Below are 17,028 nucleotides of genomic sequence, written 5' to 3'. Positions count from 1 at the left end.
AGCAGTGGTGGGACGGGTCGAGCGCGCGGATGAGGCGCGGCTCAGGGCCTGGCGCTGCGCAGCAGCAGGTCACCCATCGGGCCGAGATTGGCGGCGACGAGCCGGTCGGCGAGTCTGGCGGGGGCCGCGGGCAGGCCCGGCACGCCGTGCAGGAGCCAGCGCAGCATCCGGATCTTGGGCGGCAGGCCGTTCTCGTCGTCGAGATAGTCGAAGAGCGCGCGGAAGTTGGCGCGGGAGTAGAAGTCGCAGGGCGGCACGACGGTGGCGAAGAGGCCGATCATGTCGCGTGCGTGCCAGGGGCTGCGCCCCATCGCCTCGATGAGCGCGCGCTCCTCCGGACCGTGGTCGGCGATGCGCGCGTAGTCGAGCGTGTAGTCGTAGTGGCCGGTGACCAGTTGCTCCCGCTCCCGGGCGTAGCCGGCCAGGGCCCGGCGCATCGGGACGCGGCCGGTGAGGCCCTTGTCCACGGCGGCCGCCAGGAGTTCGGCGCCCAGCACGGCGTAGGTGATGCCGGAGGCCGTGATGGGGTCCCGGGTGGCCGTGGCGTCACCGGCCAGGGCCCATCCGGGACCGGCCGGCGTGCGAAGGAAGTTGGGAACGGCACCCGTGAGCCAGCGGTCGGCGCGCCGGTTGTCCCGCATCTGCTCCGCGAACTCCGGGTCGACGTCGGCCAGGGCGTCGGTCACGGCCTTGTCCGTGGCCTCGTCCGAGCCGGGGGAGGGGAAGTCCTCCGTCGGCCACGCGACGCCCACGATGGTCAGACCGTCATGGGTGGGCCAGGTGAAGGGGTGCCGCCGGTTCTTGCGGTACGTACGGACGAGGGAGGGCTGCGGCAGCCCGTCCCAGTACGTCCACAGGCTCTTGCTCAGCACCGGCTGGTCGCGGTACTTGGCCGCGGAGACCAGCTGCGCCACCTTGGAGTTCTTGCCGTCGGCCCCGATGACGACGGCGGCGCGCTCCTCGAAGGGCCCCGATCCCTTGGTCGTGCCGCGGACCCCGACGACGGTGCCGTCGTCGTCGCGCAGCAGGTCCTGCACGGAGGTCTCCTCGCGCAGTTCCGCGCCGGCGTCGACCGCGCACCGTACGAGAGCCTCGTCGAGGGCCAGCCGCGGAGGTGACAGCGCGTAGTCGACGTCCTTGACCCGCGGCAGCCGGGCCTCCATGCCCACGGGGCCGCTCTGCAGCCGGTAGCTGGTGATGCGGGGGATCGTGTGGCCGCTCAGCCGGTCCAGGACCCCCCACTCCTGCAGCCGTTGGACGCCCGGCGGGTGGATCAGGTTGGTGGACGACGAGGTGGGGCTCGGGAAGCGGGCCCGGTCGACCAGCAGGACACGGTGTCCGAGACGCGCCAGCAGCATCGCCACGGATGCGCCGGAAATGCGCGCGCCGACGACAATGGCGTCATACACGAAGGCCCCCCGTTGGCCGTGAATGTAACGTGAATGTGAACGAAAACGCCCCGGATCGAATCCGGTGTCAGCACCATAACAAATCAACTTGGCCTGTCAATTTATATTGAAGAGGCCTCGGACCTGCGGCTTCTCGCTCCATGAGAAAGCCATGCATTTCTCGTCGAATGAGAAGAGCGGTGGTCGCGCGGCGGTCGGCGGGATACTTTCTCGCCAGCCGAGAAAGCATCCTGAGACTCTTGGGGCGGTATCGGATCGCGCCCTCTCCGGCGTTAGGATCCGAAAGAGTGGGGGGATAATCACGAAAGGAGTGCGCAGCGTGCACGAAGCGGCGCAGGAGAATCCGTTCCCGGACAGCCGAGTCCTCGGCGAGGGCCCCCGACCGCACCCGTGGCTGGATCCCGTACTGCCCCTGCTGGGCCGGTGGCAGGGTGAGGGGCGTGGTGAGTACGCCACCCTCGAACAGGGTTTCCGCTACCGGCAGGAGATCACTTTCAGTCACGACGGCAGGCCCTTCCTCTGCTACGAGGCGCGGGCCTGGCTGATCGACGAGTCCGGCGCCGCGGTGCGCCCCTCGGGGCGCGAGAGCGGATGGTGGCGGGTGACCCCCGACGCCACCCTGGAGGTCCTGCTCGCCCATCCCACCGGCATCGTCGAGACGTACGTCGGACGGGCCGCGGGCGCGGAATGCGAGATGGAGACCGAGGGCGTGGCGCGGACCCCCCTCGCGAAGGAGGTCACGGGGACCCGCCGGCACTACGCCGTACGGGACGGCGACCTGACGGTGACCCAGTTCATGGCGGCGGTGGGGCAGCCCATGCAGCGCCATCTGACGGCGCGTCTGCGGGCGGTGCCGACCCTGTAGCGCCACCCCTCGCCGCCCGGCGGCACGACGACGGCCCGCCCCTCCTGGACGCAGGAGGGGCGGGCCGTCGTCGTTCGGTGCTGTGAGGGCTGCCATAGCGTCGCACCCGGGGCGGGTATAACGTCATTCGAGCTGCGTTTCCAGTAGAACTTTTCGCACGCGCCGAAGTGCCCGCCCCACCGCGGTGGCTTCGGCGTACGAGGCGGTCAACTGGCCGTAGGAGGGGGAGGATTCGTGTTACGTGCGGCCCATTGGCCGTCACGGGGGGAGACCGTGGGCCGTGCGTCGTCATCGTGCCCGCGACGGCGAACCATCCTCCGCGACACCGGCGAGCAGCGGCATCCCACCCCCCATTTACGTCTTGCGGAGGTAAAAAGATGTCCATCCCCACTCAGGCCACCGGGTCCGCGCAGTCCGGATTCCTCACCCGTCGGCCCGCGCCGAGAACCACCTCGATCACCCGGTCCGGAGGAACCAGCCACGCCGAGCGCGTCTTCAAGGTCCAGCACGCCTTCACCCAGCTGGGAGGCGAGGTGCACGGGCTGGCCGAACTGGCCAGGGCATCGGGAGTGGACGATTCGGCGGTCTACCGAATACTTCGCTCGGGCGTCGACCGCGGAGCCTTCCTCCAGGTCGGGCGCGGCCGCTACCGGCTCGGCCCGTCGGCGGCCCGGCTCGGCACCCACGCGCTGATGAACTCGACGGGACCGCAGGACCTTTCGACGCGGCTGGACCGGCTCCACCGGGAGACCCACGGCGGCCTGGCCTTCCTGTTCGGGCTGAACCACTTCGGCCGCGTGCAGCGGCAGTGCATCGAGATGTCGGTGGGCAACTCGGACCTGTCCGAGCTCGGTGCCAGCCTGCGGGACGTGCTCACCGTGAACCGTTCCCTGCGGGTCGGCGCGGCCGGCCGGGTGATCCTCGCCCATCTGCCCGAGCCGTTGCGGCGCCGGGTCATCGCGGAGCCGCTCCCGCACGGGGCGGGCCCGGGGGCGTACCACGACCGGGAGCAGCTCATCGCCTCGCTCGCCCAGATCCGGGTCAGGGGCTACGCGGTGGGCCTCCAGGAGTGCGTGCCCGGCTGGAACTCCTATGCGGCGCCGGTGATCTGGGACGACAGCGTCCTCGGCGCCGTCCTGGTGCTCAAGCCCGCGAACGCCGTGCCCTTGCGGTGCGACGCGTACGTCAGGGCCGTCAAGGACGCTGCCGCCGACCTGCGCAGGCTGGTCGGCGACCCCGATTCGGAGCTGTACGCGGAGCACCACCTGATGGCCAAGGGGGGGTAGCTCCGCGACGACCGGTGCCCGGCCGCCCCGTACCGCCGGTCTGCTGCGGTACGGGGCGGCCGGCGCCGCTGCGGGGGTCAGCGGCGTTCGGCGAGCGGCACAGCCGCGGTCGGGGAGGAACCGGGAGCGGGTGCGGAGCCTTCGGCCCGCGCCCTGCGCCGGATCAGCAGGTGGCTCAGCTCGCCGATCAGCAGCCCGGCCGCGATGATGGCGGCCGCCGGGTAGCCGAGGTGCTTCGCGGACACCACGTGGTCGAGGAGGAAGCCTCCGACGACCGGGGCGAGCGAGACGCCGATGTAGTTGGCCGAGGAGCTCAGGGAGATCGAGAGCTGCGCGGCCGCAGGATTCACGCCGACCAGCCGGTGCTGGATGGGGACGAGCATGGCCCAGCCGCAGGCGCCCCAGATCATCACGGCGACGAAGGCCGTCACGAGGTGCTGGCTGGTCCAGGGGGTCGTGGCGAAGACGACGACGGCCGTGACGCCGGCGGTGTTGATCACCACCCGGTTCCCGAACTTGTCGGTGAGCCGCCCGGCGAACATGTTGCCCACCACGGCGGCGGCGCCCCAGGCGAAGAGCAGCCAGGCCAGGGTCGTCCCGTTGTCGTCCGTGGCGGCGCCGAAGGCCTGGCTCACGTAGGTGTACAGGACGAACAGGCCGGTGTAGGCCACGAGCAGGAGCAGCAGGGTGAGCGTGATCCGGGCGTCGGCGAGCGGGGAGAGCCGCTGCTTGAACGAGACCGCGGGCGGCTTGGGGATGGCGGGCAGGCCGATCATGACCGCCACGGCGGCGAGCGCGCCGACCGCGGCCACGAACATCATCGTGCCGCGCCAGTCGGTGACCCCGCTGATGGCGGTGCCGATCGGGGAGCCGAGGGCGGTGGCCGCGCTCAGTCCGCCGAAGAGGATCGACAGGGCGGTCGCCCGCTTCTCGGGGCCGGCCAGTGCGACGACCGCGCCCGCGGAGGTGGGGGTGAACATCGCGCCGCCGAGCGCGGCGACCACGCGGAAGACCATCGCCACCTCGAAGGTGGGCGCCAGCCCGGTGCCGATGTTGCCGGCGATGAAGACGGCCAGTCCGCCGATCAGCAGCACCTTGCGGGAGACCTGGGCGGCGACCGTGGCCACGACCGGCGACAGGATCGCGTAGGCCAGGGCGTAGGCGGTGATGAGCTCGGCGCTGGTCGGGACGTCCGTGTTCAGGTCCTCGGCGATGCTCGGCAGGATGCCGGCCACCACGAAGCTGTCCGTGCCGATGGCGAACATGCCGATGGCGAGCGCGACGAACCGCAGGTTGAGTCGCTTGTCCGTTGTAGTCATGGATCCTTCCTCGGTCGATGCCCTCGCCTGGGACCCGTGTCCTCGGTTCCTAACGGAAGGTGCATCCATTTGCCGTTATGGCCGATCGTGACCGTACGCTGCGTCACGGAAAATCTCAAGTGATACCGTTAGGGCCATGGATGCTGCCGAACAGGTGCCCTCGGTACAGGGATCGGCCCCGGGCGAGGCCGGTCACGACTCGCTCGCCCTGGTCAACACGGAGTTCGAGCTGCCGGGCGGCCCGTACGACGGGCTGCCCGACGCGGCTGCCGCACGGGAATGGCTGCGCGGGCGCGGCCTGCTGCCCGCCCGCGGCGCGGGGATCGACGCGGAGGAACTGCGGAGGCTGCGCCTCCTGCGCGAGGCCTTCCGAGAGGTGTTCAGCGCCCACATCGCGGGCGGACGTCCGGCCCCGGAGGCCCTGGAACGGTTCAACGGCGCCCTGGCGGCGGCGCCGGGCGTGCGCGAACTCGCCTGGAGCGGCGCGGGACCGGCGCTGACGGTGCGCCAGCGGGCCGGTGCGCGGATCGACGTGGCGCTCACCCTGCTGGCCGAGGACGCCTGCGAGCTGCTCACCGGGCCCGCCGCGGCCAAGCTCTCGGCGTGCGGGGCCCGGGGCTGTACCCGGCTGTTCATCCGGGCGCACGCCGCCCGGCGGTGGTGCTCGGACCGCTGCGGCAACCGGGTCCGGGCCGCCCGCCACTACGCCGACCACGGCCGGGTCGCGGGCCGGACCCCGAAGCGGGCCTGACTCCGGCCGCCGAGCCCGGCCGCCGAGCCCGGCCGCCGAGCCCGGCCGCCGAGCCCGTGCGGCAGGCCTTCGCGGAGGCGGCCTCGTCAGCCGTCAGCTCCCCGGCGGGCTGCGCCGAGCCGTCTGGAGTCGCATTACAGGGCTCCTCAAGTGCGCCCCGGCGTACTGGGGTGGCAGGGGCCGCCGCGGTGCCAGGACCGCCGGCCCGCTCACCACGTACACGGGAGACCCGGACGCCATGACGAGCCAGCGCCTCATCTCGCCCTTCGAGAGCCCCTACTTCCTCGACCTGGGGGCCGCCGCCCTCCCGTTGTACGACATGCCCGCCTACGTCGAATCCGAGGTCCGCGGTCCCATGGACCCGGCCCTGGTGTCCCGCGCGCTCGGCATGCTGACCGCCCGTCATCCGATGCTGCGGTCCGAGGTCGCCGACGGTGACACGGGGCTCCTGCTGCGCGTACGCGACCGGGTCCAGCCGCCGCTCACGGTCCTCGACGGCGCGGGCGATGCCTTCGCCGAACTGATCAGCTCCCGGCCCGACTGGACCGAGAGCATGCTGCACGCCTGGCTGCTCAGCGACGGCGACCACCACCGGGTCGTACTCGGCGTGCACCACGGCGTGGCCGACGGCCGGTCCGCCTTCGCCCTGCTGGCCGAGTTCTGGCGGACCTACACCGCCCTCGCGGCCGGGGCCCGCCCGACGCCCGAGCGGCGCGACGAACTCCCCGAGGCCGTCGACGTCCGGCTGGCCGGCACCTTCCCGGACCGCGAGATCGGCGTCCTCGCCGAGAACCTGGCCGCGGCGGCCGAGGAGCAGGTCCACCCGCCCGCGGGCCTCGTCCCCGAGGCCGCGGACGGCCCCGGCCGCCCCCCGGCCGCCCGCCGGTTCGTCGTGGACCGCCTGGAGTTCGGACCGGAGGCCACCGAAGCCTTCGTCACGGCCGCCCGCGACCGCGGCGCCACCGTCAACAGCATGGTCACCGGCCTGCTGCTCACCGCCGTACGCGCCCAGCTCAGCCCCGCCACGGGACCGCTGGCGATGGTGTGCGGCCACGGCGTCGACCTGCGCACCCGCCTGACCCCCGAACTGCCGCTGGACACCGTGCTCAACTGCACCACCGGACTCCTGACCCCGGTGAAGGTCTCGCACGGCGACCACCCCGACCTCATCGGGGCCGAGGTCGCCGACCAGTTCACCTGCGCCCTGGGCCGCCGCGACCCCGAGCGGTACCTGCTCGCCTCGCTCCGGGCCGCCTCCCGCGGCGCGGTGCTCCCGGTCCCGGCCGTCAGCTATGACATCTCCAACGCGGGACGGATCCCGGGACACCCCGTCCCCGAGGGCGTGCGCCTGCTGCGCTCGGGAGGCGCCGCGAACGCGCCGGGCATGCCCCCGAAGATCGCCGTCGCCGGCTTCGGCGGGCGCCTGCTCATCCAGAACGAGTACGACGGCTGGACCTACGGCGCGGAGCAGATGGGCCGCCTGTGGGAGACCCTGCGCACCTCCCTCGCGGAACTCGCCGCCTGAGGGGCCGGGCCGGGACATATCGTTGAAGGTTCGGCCCGATCGCCCGTTAGCCTGGGCGGATGCTGTCCGAAGTGATCGCGACCCGCTACGTCACGCCCCTGCGTGAGGGCGGCTCGCTCCCGGGAATCGTCGAGGCCGACGACCTCGGTACCTACGTCATGAAGTTCACCGGAGCCGGCCAGGGCCGCAAGACCCTGGTCGCCGAGGTCATCTGCGGCCGCCTGGCCCAGCGGCTGGGCCTGCGGGTCCCGCGGCTGGTGCAGATGCAGCTCGACCCCGTCATCGGGCTCGGCGAGCCCGACCAGGAGGTCCAGGAGCTGCTCAAGGCCAGCGGCGGGCTGAACCTGGGCATGGACTACCTGCCGGGCTCGATCGGCTTCGACCCGCTCGCCTACCAGGTGGACCCGGTCGAGGCGGGGCGGGTCGTCTGGTTCGATGCCCTGATCAACAACGTCGACCGGTCCTGGCGCAACCCCAACATGCTCGTCTGGCACGGGGACGCCTGGCTCATCGACCACGGCGCCACGATGATCTGGCACCACAACTGGCCCACGGCCCAGGCCGCGGCCGCCAAGCCGTACAACGCCTCCGACCACGTCCTGGCCCCCGTCGGTCCGGACGTCGCGGCCGCTGCCGCCGCGCTCGCACCGCTGGTCACCGAGGAACTGCTCACCGAGGTGACGGCCGACGTGCCCGACGAGTGGCTGGTCGACGAACCCGGCTTCGACTCGACCGACGCGCTGCGCCGCGCCTACGTGGAGGTCCTGCTGCCGCGCGCGGCCACGATCCACGAGAGGATCTCGATGCAGGCCGAGGTGAAGCCGCGGTCCGGACCCCCCGGCTGGCTCGCCGAGCGCCTCGCCCCCCAGCCCCACCGGAAGAAGAGCGACAGCGAGTGATCAAGCGGGACGTGTTCGAGTACGCGCTGGTGCGCGTGGTGCCCCGGATGGAACGCGGCGAGTGTTTCAACGCGGGCGTGATCGTCTACTGCCGGGCGCATTCCTACGTCGCCGCCCGCACCCACCTCGACGAGGCCAAGCTCCTCGCCCTGGACCCGAAGGCCGACGTGGCCGGCGTCCGGGCCGCCCTGCGCGGTGTCGAGGGCGTGTGCGGAGGCGGTGAGCAAGCCGGCCAGGCGGCGGGTGACGACGCGGGCCGCCGGTTCCGCTGGCTGATCGCCCCGCGCAGCACGGTGGTCCAGCCGGGCCCGGTGCACACCGGCCTGACCGCCGACCCGGCGGCCGAGATCGACCGCCTGCTCGACCTGCTGGTCCGCTGAGCGCAGTACATCCCCGAGCCCTGGGACCCGGTGCCGTTGACACCGGGTGCCAGGGCTCCTAGCGTCTCCTCAGCTGAAGCTACTAAGCGGTTGCTCACCTCCGGGCGGCCGTCTCTCAAGGGCGAGGAGATCCAGCATGTCCACCACCGAGCAGCGCGTCGCGATCGTGACCGGGGCGGCCCGGGGCATCGGCGCGGCCACCGCCGTGCGCCTGGCCGCAGAGGGCCGTGCGGTCGCCGTGCTCGACCTCGACGAGGCGGCCTGCAAGGACACCGTGGAGGCGATCACCGCGGCGGGCGGCAAGGCCCTGGCGGTCGGCTGCGACGTCTCGGACGCCGCACAGGTGGAGGCGGCCGTCGCGCGCGTCGCCGGCGAGCTCGGCGCTCCGACCGTCCTCGTCAACAACGCGGGCGTGCTCCGCGACAACCTGCTGTTCAAGATGAGCGAGACCGACTGGGACACGGTCATGAACGTGCACCTGCGCGGTGCCTTCCTGATGTCGAAGGCCTGTCAGAAGTACATGGTGGAGGCCAAGTTCGGCCGCATCGTGAACCTCTCCAGCAGCTCCGCCCTCGGCAACCGCGGCCAGGCCAACTACGCGGCCGCGAAGGCCGGCCTCCAGGGCTTCACCAAGACCCTGGCCATCGAGCTCGGCAAGTTCGGCGTCACCGCCAACGCCGTCGCGCCCGGTTTCATCGTCACCGAGATGACCGCCCAGACGGCGGCCCGCGTCGGCATGGGCTTCGAGGACTTCCAGGCGGCCGCGGCCACCCAGATCCCCGTGCAGCGCGTCGGCCGCCCCGACGACATCGCCAACGCCATCGCCTTCTTCACCGGCGAAGCCGCCGGCTTCGTCTCCGGCCAGGTCATGTACGTGGCCGGCGGCCCGCTCAACTGACGCGTTCCCGAGAGGCAGGTCGCAGGCAATGACGTACGACGGTATCGACAGCGGCAAGGTCGCACTGATCACCGGCGCGAGCCGGGGCATCGGCTACGGGATCGCCGAGGCGCTGGTCGCCCGCGGTGACCGGCTCTGCATCACCGGGCGCAACGAGGAGGCCCTCAAGGAGGCCGTCGAGCGCCTCGGCGCCGACCGGGTGATCGGGGTGGCGGGCAAGGCGCACGACGAGGCCCACCAGGCCGTCGCCGTGGAGCGCACGATGGAGGCCTTCGGCCGCGTCGACTTCCTGGTGAACAACGCCGGCACCAATCCGGTCTTCGGTCCGATCGCGGACCTGGACCTCGGGGTGGCACGCAAGGTCTTCGAGACGAACGTGATCTCGGCGCTCGGTTTCGCCCAGCGGACCTGGCACGCGTGGCAGAAGGACAACGGCGGTGCGATCGTGAACATCGCGTCGATCGCCGGGGTCTCCGCCTCGCCCTTCATCGGCGCCTACGGGATGAGCAAGGCCGCCATGGTGAACCTGACCCTCCAGCTCGCCCACGAGATGGCTCCCGGGGTCCGGGTGAACGCGATCGCCCCCGCCGTGGTCAAGACGAAGTTCGCGCAGGCGCTCTACGAAGGCCGCGAGCAGGAGGCCGCGGCCGCCTACCCGCTGGGCCGGCTGGGGGTGCCGGAGGACATCGGCGGGGCCGCGGCATTCCTTACTTCCGCACAAGCGGAATGGATCACTGGGCAAACTCTGGTCGTTGACGGAGGAATGTTCCTCAATGCCGGAGTCCACTGACCGATAATCGGACGCATTTCCCTCACAAGGGGAGGTAAATGCATACCGAATATGCACGGAACCGGTCAAGTGCCTCACGAAACCTCCCCCATTGGATTCGTGGGGCACTGCGGTAGGGTCTGCCGCACCCCTGGCTGATCGAGGAGCGTGCACGTGTTCAACCGGACCAGATGCCTGCAGATCACTGCGGCCCTTGCGTCCATATCCCTGCTCGCCGGATGCGGCCTGCTCTCGGATGACGGAGACGACGAGGCCAAGCGCATCGTCGTGGGCACGACCAGCGCACCCAGCACCCTCGACCCGGCGGCTGCGTGGGACGGCTCCTGGGAGCTGTACCGGAACGTCTACCAGACCCTGCTGGCGTTCCCCACGGGCTCCACCAAGCCCCAGCCCGACGCCGCCCAGAACTGCGAATTCACGGACACCGCGAACCAGGCGTACCGGTGCACGCTGCGCAAGGGCATGAAGTTCTCCAACGGGGAGCCCCTCGACTCCAAGGCCGTCAAGCATTCCCTGGACCGCATCAAGACCATCGGTTCCAAGGTCGGCCCGAAGGACCTCTTCGGCAGCCTGGAGAAGATCGAGACCCCCGACGCGCTCACGGTGGTCTTCCACCTGAACACCGCCGACGCCACCTTCCCGTACGTCCTCGGCTCGCCCGCCGCCTCCCTGGTCGCGCCCAAGGAGTACCCCGCGGACAAGGTCCGCCAGGACGGCAAGGTCACCGGCTCCGGCCCGTACGTCCTCGACTCGTACAAGGAAGGCGCCGAGTCGGTCCTCAGCCGCAACGACAGCTACACGGGCTTCGCCAACCGGCGTAACAACGCGGTGACCATCCGCTACTTCACGGACTCCACGAAGATGGTCTCGGCCCTCAAGTCCAAGGACATCGACGCCACCTACCGAGGCCTGTCCGCCCCCGAGATCCGCGACCTCCAGAGCCCCGACTCGCACGCGGCGGGCGTCCAGGTCGTCGAGAACGTCGGCGCGGAGATCCGCTACCTCGTCTTCAACCCCAAGGACCCGGCGGTCAACAAGCTCCCGGTCCGCCAGGCGATCGCGCAGATCATCGACCGCGGGGCCCTCGTCTCCAAGGTCTACCAGGGCACCGCCGAGCCCCTGTACTCGATGGTCCCCAAGGGCGTCGTCGGCCACAAGACGCCCTTCTACGACCTGTACGGGCACGCGGACGTCGACAAGGCCAAGAAGATCCTCAAGGCCGCCGGGATCAACCAGCCGGTGGACCTGACCTTCTGGTACACCACCGACCGCTACGGCTCCTCGACGGCCGACGAGTTCACCGAGCTCAAGCGCCAGCTGGACGAGAGCGGGCTCTTCAGGATCACCCTGCGCAGCCAGCCCTGGAAGGCCTTCCAGGAGGGCTACAAGAACGGCGAGTACCCGATCTTCGGCCGCGGCTGGTTCCCCGACTTCCCGGACCCGGACAACTTCATCGCGCCGTTCGTCGGCAAGGAGAACGCGGTCGGCACCCCGTACGAGCCCACCGACATCCTGAACGACCTGCTGCCCAAGTCCCGCCGCGAGAGTGACCGGTCGGCCGGTGTCCGCGAGTTCGAGGCGGCCCAGCAGACCTTCGCCCAGGACGTCCGGCTGCTGCCCCTGTGGCAGGGCAAGCTCTACGTCGCCGCACGCGAGGACATCGCGGGCGCCGAGCGGGCGCTGGACCCGCAGACCGCCATGCAGATGTGGGAGCTGTACCGCAAGACCAGCTGGTAGCCGCCGCGGCGGCACGGGCGGGGGAGGCGTTGTCAGTGGCCACCGGTAGGTTCTGAGCAGTTGCACGAACTTGTACCGGAGGTTGTCGCCGTGACCCAGATGCTGCCCGAGTCCTGGCTCCCCGTCCTCGGCGGGGAGCTGGACCAGCCCTACTTCAGGGAACTCACCGAGTTCGTCGAGAAGGAGCGGGCGAACGGGCCGGTCTACCCGCCCCGCGACCAGGTCTTCGCCGCCCTGGAGGCCACGCCCTTCGACCAGGTGAAGGTCCTCGTCCTCGGCCAGGACCCCTACCACGGCGCCGGCCAGGGCCACGGCCTGTGCTTCTCCGTGCAGCCCGGGGTCAAGACCCCGCCCTCGCTGCGCAACATCTACAAGGAGATGAAGGAGGAGCTCGGCCTCCCCGTCCCGGACAACGGGTACCTGATGCCGTGGGCCCGCCAGGGCGTCCTCCTGCTGAACGCGGTGCTCACCGTCCGTGAGGCCGAGCCCAATTCGCACAAGGGCAAGGGCTGGGAGAAGTTCACCGACGCGGTGATCCGCGCCGTGTCCGAGCGCCCCGACCCGGCCGTCTTCGTCCTGTGGGGCGCCTACGCCCAGAAGAAGCTCCCCCTGATCGACGAGGAGCGGCACGTCGTCGTCAAGGGCGCCCACCCCTCCCCGCTGTCGGCCAAGAAGTTCTTCGGCTCCCGGCCCTTCACCCAGATCGACGAGGCCGTCGCGGCCCAGGGGCATGAGCCGATCGACTGGCGGATCCCGGACCTCGGCTGACCTCCCACCGCGCCTCGGCGCCATTGCCGGTGCCTCCGGCTAGCTTCTAGACGATCGGACCGGAGCAGGTCCGGCAGAGCCAGCCGGAGGCCGCCTTGACGGAGCAGCAGGAGGCGTCGGAGGACGCCGTCATGACCAGGATCGGCCAGGCCGTCATCCTGCTGCACGCCGGGGACCGCGAGGAGGCCCGCAACCGGCTCGGCGAGCTCTGGTCCGAGATCGGCGAGGAGGGCGATTCCCTCCACCGGTGCACGCTCGCGCACTACCTGGCCGACGCCCAGGACGACCCCGCCGACGAACTGGCCTGGGACCTGCGCGCCCTGACCGCCGCCGACGGGCTCCGGTACGACACCCTCTCGAAGGAGACGGAACCGGAGCCGCACCTCGCCGTGCGGGTCTTCTACCCGTCCCTGCACCTCAGCCTGGCCGCCGACTACGTCAAGCTCAAGCGGCCCGAGGCCGCCCGGGTCCACCTGGCCCGGGCCCGGGCGGCCACCGGAGCCCTGTCCGACGACGGGTACGGGAACGGCGTACGGGCCGCCATCGCCCGGTTGGAGCGGCGCCTGGCCACCGAACCGGACGGCGGTCCCCGCAACCACCGCCCCTTCCCCGAACAGTCCCCCTGAGCGCCCTCTGAGGGCCGCCCGAGCCCGTTCCGAGGGTGTTCAGAGAGCCGCCGCGTCAGCCGTCGCGGACACCGGCGCAGATCCGGGCCTCCGGGCTGTCCGGGTGCCAGTGGCCGTGCCGGCGGCCCAGCGCGCACACGTCCGAGGGGCGCACCGGCAGCTCCCGCATCAGCTCGCGCGGCACCTCCACGTCCTTCCCGGCGCGCTGCGGCCGGCCGCCCGGGTGCTGCGCGGTGCGCTCGGCGGGCCGTGCGGGCCGGGCGGCCGAGGGGAGGGGCGGCGGCGCCGCCTCCGCGGGCCGTACGGGCGCCTCCCGCGCCGCGTTCCGGGAGACCGGGCCGGCGGGGGCGGGGGCAGAGGCGTCCGGCCGGGCGGGCCGGGCCGGAGCCGCCTTCAAGGCCTCCAGGGCAGGTGCCTGGACGACCACCGGCAGGCTGCCCGGGCCGACGCGCGGCTCGTGGTGCGGCGGCACCCCCGAGGCCGGGGCGCCCGCGGGATGCCCGGGACCGGGGCTCACATTCACACAGCCGGAGACGGCCGAAACGGCACAGGCGACTCCGAGCAACAGCGTTGTCGTGGTTCGGGTTGGATGCACCCGCGCAACTCTGCTGTGTGAACACCCCGTTGCGAAAACCCGCAGCCGATATTCACCCCGCACGGGTGACGCGCACGGCGGTGTCCGGCGGATCGGTCTGCGGCGGACCGGGCTCCCGCGGCGCGGTGCTACTCGCCCGTGGCCCCGTCTATCTGCTCGCGCAGCAGATCGGCGTGGCCGTTGTGGCGCGCGTACTCCTCGATCATGTGGGTGTACACCCAGCGCAGGCTGAACTCCTCACCGCGGTGGTGGCTCGCCGGGTCCGACCGGGCGTCCAGCGAAAGGCCCTTGACGGCCTGCCGGGCCAGCTCCACCTCCGTCTGCCACACCTGCTCGGCCTCGGCCCAGGTGTCCGTGTCGGTGAAGTGGAAGTCTCCGTCCGGCTCCTCGCTCGTGCAGTACAGCTCGGGGAGCTCCTCGCCCTGGATGATCTCCCGGAACCAGTACCGCTCCACCTCCGCCAAGTGCCGTACGAGGCCCAGCAGACTGAGTTCCGAAGGGGCGAGGGAAGTGCGGCGCAGCTGCTCGTCGCCGAGGCCCTCGCACTTCCAGGCGAGGGTGGCACGGTGGTAGTCGAGCCAGCCGTCCAGCATCTCGCGCTCGTCGGCGGTGGTGGAGGGTTCGGTGCGATGGGATCCGTCACTGGTGGTCATGCCGCCCATACTCGGTGAACCCCGGCCCCTCCCACCAGGGATTAAGCTGCTGGCGTCCCACAAGGAACGCACACGCAACCCACCAGGAGGCCCCCGGTGAAGGTCGGCTGCATCGGACTCGGCGACATCGCGCAGAAGGCGTACCTGCCCGTCCTCACCACCCGCCCGGGAGTCGAGCTGCACCTGCAGACCCGTACCCCCGCGACACTGGAGCGGATCGGCGCCCTCCACCACATCCCGGGCGAGCGCCGCCACACCGATCTCGACTCCCTGCTCGCCGAAGGGATCGACGCGGCGTTCGTGCACGCGCCGACCCCCGCGCACCCGGAGATCGTCACGCGGCTGCTGGAGGCCGGGGTGGCGACGTACGTGGACAAGCCCCTCGCCTACGACCTCGCCGACTCACAGCGGCTGGTGGAACTGGCCGAGGAGCGCGGGGTGTCGCTGGCCGTCGGCTTCAACCGGCGTCACGCGCCCGGATACGTGCAGTGCGCCGAGCACCCGCGCGAACTGATCGTCATGCAGAAGAACCGGGTCGGTCTCCCCGAGGACCCGCGCACGCTCGTGCTGGACGACTTCATCCACGTCGTCGACACCCTGCGCTTCCTCCTGCCGGGGGAGCCGGACCACATCGACGTCCGCGCCGTGGTGCGCGAGGGACTGATGCACCAGGTGGTGCTCCAGCTGTCCGGTGACGGTTTCACCGCGCTCGGCATCATGAACCGGCTGTCCGGTTCCACCGAGGAGATCCTGGAGGTCTCCGGCCAGGACACCAAGCGCCAGGTCGTCAACCTCGCGGAGATCATCGACCACAAGGGCCAGCCGACCGTGCGGCGCCGCGGGGACTGGGTGACGGTCGCCCGCCAGCGCGGCATCGAACAGGTCGTGGACGCCTTCCTGGAGGCCGTCGCGGCCGGGAAGACCCTCAGCGCCAGGGACGCACTGCTCACCCACGAACTCTGCGAGCGGGTGGTGAGCTCGGCTCTCGGCCAGGCCTCCTGAGCACGCGGGCCCCCTCGGCCGCGCAGTAGGCCGCCAGGGCCGCCAGCGCCGCGGCCACCGGCCAGTCCCCGAACCGGACGTACGGGGTCGTGCCGCGGGCCAGCGGGACCTCGTACACGGCCGCGGTGCTCGCCGAGGTGGGCAGGGCCGAACCGATCCGCTCCCCGGACGGGCCGTGCACCGCACTGATGCCGGTCAAGGTGGCGTGCACCATCGGGCGGCCGCTCTCGGCGGCCCGCAGGGCGGCCAGCGAGGCGTGCTGGGCCGGGGCCCAGCTGTCCTGGAAGCTGGAGGTCGCCGACTGGGCGACGAGCAGGCCGGCCCCCGTGCGCGTCAGGTGCCGGCCCATGTCGGGGAAGGCCGACTCGAAGCAGACCAGCGGACCGAGACGGACGCCTCCGGGGAGGTCCATGACCACGGGTGCGGAGCCGCGCACACGGTCCTCGCCCGCGGCCTTGCCGACGGAGGTGGCCCAGCCGAACAGGGCGCGGGCCGGCACGTACTCCCCGAAGGGGACCAGCCGCATCTTGTCGTACCGCTCCCCGACGGGACCGCCCGGGCCGACGAGCACCGAGCTCTTGTAGATCCCCGGCCGGTCCGGGCCCCGCGCGTCGACGTTCACCAGCAGCGGGGCCCCGACCTCCGCGGACAGCGCGGCCAGCCGGCGCGCCAGGTCGGGGCGCGCCGTCAGGTCCGCGCCGACGCTGCTCTCGCCCCACACCACCAGGTCCACCGGCGGCCCGGTCCCGCCCCCGGCTCCGGTCCCGCCCCCGGCCAGGGACCGGGTCAGGCGTTCCCCCGCGTCGAACCGGCGTTCCACGCTGTCCGGCCCGCCCACCGGGCCCGGCTGGACGACGGCCACGCGCAGCGCGCCCGTGACCTCGGGCCGGGGCGCCCACAGCCACACGACGCCCGTCAGCACCACGCACCCCGTCACCCCGGCCACCGCGGGGGCCCGCGCCCCCGGTACCGCCAGCAGCAGGACCAGCGCGCAGTTCACCGCCACCACCAGCAGGCTCACCAGCCACACGCCGCCCACCGAAGCCAGCCGCAGCGCGGGCGGGACCTGCCACTGGCTGGCCCCCAGCAGCCCCCAGGGCCCGCCCAGGCCCTGCCAGGACCGGACCAGCTCCGACAGCAGCCAGCCCGCCGGTACGAGGACCAGCGCGGCCGCCGCCCGCCGGGCCCCCGGGACCCCCTGGAGCAACTCCCGTACCAGCAGGGCCCAGGGGATCCAGAGCAGGCCCAGCAGCGCGGCCACGGGCACCAGGAACACGTGCAGGCTGGGCAGGAGCCAGTGGTGTACCGCCACGATGAACGCGGCGCCGCCGAGCCAGCCCTCCAGGGCCGCGCGCCGCCCCGTGGCGGCCGACCTCAGCAGCAGCATCCAGGGCACGAGGGCGACGTAGGCGAACCACCAGAGGGCGGGAGCGGGGAAGGCGAGGGCGGGAAGGGCGCCGCAGACGAGCGCGGCCGCCGGGCGCCACCTCGGTGACCATCCGTTGTGAACCGGGACCATGGCGCG

The 17,028-nt window shown here is 71.9% G+C and carries 17 protein-coding genes; 12 read left to right on the top strand and 5 right to left on the bottom strand.

Translation table 11 applies throughout. The features are described from left to right. Nucleotides 1-41: 41 nt before the first annotated feature. Nucleotides 42-1,409 carry an NAD(P)/FAD-dependent oxidoreductase gene (locus tag IO30_RS0112430; protein ID WP_157853211.1) on the bottom strand — a complete coding sequence of 456 codons (1,368 nt, stop codon included), beginning with the start codon at nucleotides 1,407-1,409 and terminating at the stop codon, nucleotides 42-44. 319 nt (nucleotides 1,410-1,728) lie between these two features. Between IO30_RS0112430 and IO30_RS0112425 the strand changes: the two genes are divergently transcribed. Both IO30_RS0112425 and IO30_RS0112420 read left to right on the top strand, forming a co-directional pair. Next, nucleotides 1,729-2,274 carry a heme-binding beta-barrel domain-containing protein gene (locus tag IO30_RS0112425; RefSeq protein ID WP_031142263.1) on the top strand — a complete coding sequence of 182 codons (546 nt, stop codon included), beginning with the start codon at nucleotides 1,729-1,731 and terminating at the stop codon, nucleotides 2,272-2,274. Nucleotides 2,275-2,651: 377 nt separating this feature from the next. Beyond that, nucleotides 2,652-3,560, top strand: a complete 909-nt coding sequence (locus IO30_RS0112420; RefSeq protein ID WP_078904412.1) for an IclR family transcriptional regulator — start codon at nucleotides 2,652-2,654, stop codon at nucleotides 3,558-3,560. A gap of 77 nt (nucleotides 3,561-3,637) precedes the next feature. Here IO30_RS0112420 and IO30_RS0112415 read toward each other — a convergent pair whose 3' ends face one another. Continuing rightward, nucleotides 3,638-4,879, bottom strand: coding sequence for an MFS transporter (locus IO30_RS0112415; protein ID WP_063768441.1), 1,242 nt, complete (start codon nucleotides 4,877-4,879; stop codon nucleotides 3,638-3,640). Nucleotides 4,880-5,015: 136 nt separating this feature from the next. Here IO30_RS0112415 and IO30_RS0112410 point away from each other — a divergent pair, with 136 nt between their 5' ends. The 9 genes from IO30_RS0112410 (at nucleotide 5,016) to IO30_RS0112370 (ending at nucleotide 13,253) form a co-directional block, all read left to right on the top strand. Beyond that, nucleotides 5,016-5,630 (top strand): CGNR zinc finger domain-containing protein, encoded by a 615-nt coding sequence (locus IO30_RS0112410; RefSeq protein ID WP_031157285.1) that lies wholly within the window; start codon nucleotides 5,016-5,018, stop codon nucleotides 5,628-5,630. Between the two features lie 238 nt (nucleotides 5,631-5,868). After that, entirely contained in the window at nucleotides 5,869-7,155 is a 1,287-nt protein-coding gene (locus IO30_RS0112405; protein WP_031142255.1) for a phthiocerol/phthiodiolone dimycocerosyl transferase family protein, read from the top strand. A 59-nt stretch (nucleotides 7,156-7,214) separates the two neighbouring features. After that, nucleotides 7,215-8,054, top strand: coding sequence for a HipA family kinase (locus IO30_RS0112400; RefSeq protein WP_031142252.1), 840 nt, complete (start codon nucleotides 7,215-7,217; stop codon nucleotides 8,052-8,054). Then, nucleotides 8,051-8,434, top strand: coding sequence for a DUF3037 domain-containing protein (locus IO30_RS0112395; RefSeq protein ID WP_031142250.1), 384 nt, complete (start codon nucleotides 8,051-8,053; stop codon nucleotides 8,432-8,434). Before IO30_RS0112400 ends, IO30_RS0112395 begins: the two co-directional genes overlap by 4 nt. Before the next feature lie 136 nt (nucleotides 8,435-8,570). Further along, nucleotides 8,571-9,332 carry a 3-oxoacyl-ACP reductase FabG gene (fabG, locus tag IO30_RS0112390; protein ID WP_031142248.1) on the top strand — a complete coding sequence of 254 codons (762 nt, stop codon included), beginning with the start codon at nucleotides 8,571-8,573 and terminating at the stop codon, nucleotides 9,330-9,332. A gap of 28 nt (nucleotides 9,333-9,360) precedes the next feature. Continuing rightward, a complete protein-coding gene (locus IO30_RS0112385; protein WP_031142246.1) occupies nucleotides 9,361-10,122 on the top strand; it encodes an SDR family oxidoreductase in 762 nt (253 codons plus the stop codon). A gap of 153 nt (nucleotides 10,123-10,275) precedes the next feature. Further along, on the top strand, nucleotides 10,276-11,859 hold the full coding sequence (locus IO30_RS0112380; RefSeq protein WP_031142245.1) for an ABC transporter substrate-binding protein: 1,584 nt from the start codon (nucleotides 10,276-10,278) through the stop codon (nucleotides 11,857-11,859). Between the two features lie 99 nt (nucleotides 11,860-11,958). After that, nucleotides 11,959-12,627 carry a uracil-DNA glycosylase gene (locus IO30_RS0112375; RefSeq protein ID WP_031142243.1) on the top strand — a complete coding sequence of 223 codons (669 nt, stop codon included), beginning with the start codon at nucleotides 11,959-11,961 and terminating at the stop codon, nucleotides 12,625-12,627. 95 nt (nucleotides 12,628-12,722) lie between these two features. Continuing rightward, complete coding sequence (locus IO30_RS0112370) at nucleotides 12,723-13,253, top strand: hypothetical protein (protein ID WP_051902149.1); 531 nt, start codon at nucleotides 12,723-12,725, stop codon at nucleotides 13,251-13,253. Between the two features lie 55 nt (nucleotides 13,254-13,308). On the opposite strand, the gene IO30_RS0112365 is transcribed toward IO30_RS0112370, so the two are convergent. Together IO30_RS0112365 and IO30_RS0112360 are read right to left on the bottom strand one after the other, a co-directional pair. Continuing rightward, the gene (locus IO30_RS0112365; RefSeq protein ID WP_237403311.1) at nucleotides 13,309-13,770 is read right to left on the bottom strand and encodes a hypothetical protein; all 462 of its coding nucleotides are present in this window, start codon (nucleotides 13,768-13,770) and stop codon (nucleotides 13,309-13,311) included. Nucleotides 13,771-13,976: 206 nt separating this feature from the next. Beyond that, nucleotides 13,977-14,501, bottom strand: a complete 525-nt coding sequence (locus IO30_RS0112360) for a DinB family protein (protein WP_031142237.1) — start codon at nucleotides 14,499-14,501, stop codon at nucleotides 13,977-13,979. Between the two features lie 96 nt (nucleotides 14,502-14,597). Here IO30_RS0112360 and IO30_RS0112355 point away from each other — a divergent pair, with 96 nt between their 5' ends. Further along, the gene (locus IO30_RS0112355) at nucleotides 14,598-15,503 is read left to right on the top strand and encodes a Gfo/Idh/MocA family protein (protein WP_031142235.1); all 906 of its coding nucleotides are present in this window, start codon (nucleotides 14,598-14,600) and stop codon (nucleotides 15,501-15,503) included. On the opposite strand, the gene lnt is transcribed toward IO30_RS0112355, so the two are convergent. Continuing rightward, on the bottom strand, nucleotides 15,448-17,022 hold the full coding sequence (gene lnt / locus IO30_RS0112350; RefSeq protein ID WP_031142233.1) for an apolipoprotein N-acyltransferase: 1,575 nt from the start codon (nucleotides 17,020-17,022) through the stop codon (nucleotides 15,448-15,450). The two genes, IO30_RS0112355 and lnt, sit on opposite strands and share 56 nt — an antisense overlap. Nucleotides 17,023-17,028: the final 6 nt, after the last annotated feature.

It is taken from the genome of Streptomyces xanthophaeus (genome assembly GCF_000725805.1).
GTDB classification, from domain to species: domain Bacteria; phylum Actinomycetota; class Actinomycetes; order Streptomycetales; family Streptomycetaceae; genus Streptomyces; species Streptomyces xanthophaeus.
This window is presented reverse-complemented; position numbering and strand designations above follow the sequence as displayed.

Bases quoted from the DNA above. Each gene is read 5' to 3' on its own strand.
- IO30_RS0112420 (WP_078904412.1), top strand. From the start codon at position 2,652: ATGTCCATCCCCACTCAGGCCACCGGGTCCGCGCAGTCCGGATTCCTC.
- IO30_RS0112415 (WP_063768441.1), bottom strand. From the start codon at position 4,879: ATGACTACAACGGACAAGCGACTCAACCTGCGGTTCGTCGCGCTCGCC.
- IO30_RS0112410 (WP_031157285.1), top strand. From the start codon at position 5,016: ATGGATGCTGCCGAACAGGTGCCCTCGGTACAGGGATCGGCCCCGGGC.
- IO30_RS0112405 (WP_031142255.1), top strand. From the start codon at position 5,869: ATGACGAGCCAGCGCCTCATCTCGCCCTTCGAGAGCCCCTACTTCCTC.
- IO30_RS0112400 (WP_031142252.1), top strand. From the start codon at position 7,215: ATGCTGTCCGAAGTGATCGCGACCCGCTACGTCACGCCCCTGCGTGAG.
- fabG (WP_031142248.1), top strand. From the start codon at position 8,571: ATGTCCACCACCGAGCAGCGCGTCGCGATCGTGACCGGGGCGGCCCGG.
- IO30_RS0112385 (WP_031142246.1), top strand. From the start codon at position 9,361: ATGACGTACGACGGTATCGACAGCGGCAAGGTCGCACTGATCACCGGC.
- IO30_RS0112375 (WP_031142243.1), top strand. From the start codon at position 11,959: ATGCTGCCCGAGTCCTGGCTCCCCGTCCTCGGCGGGGAGCTGGACCAG.
- IO30_RS0112360 (WP_031142237.1), bottom strand. From the start codon at position 14,501: ATGACCACCAGTGACGGATCCCATCGCACCGAACCCTCCACCACCGCC.
- lnt (WP_031142233.1), bottom strand. From the start codon at position 17,022: ATGGTCCCGGTTCACAACGGATGGTCACCGAGGTGGCGCCCGGCGGCC.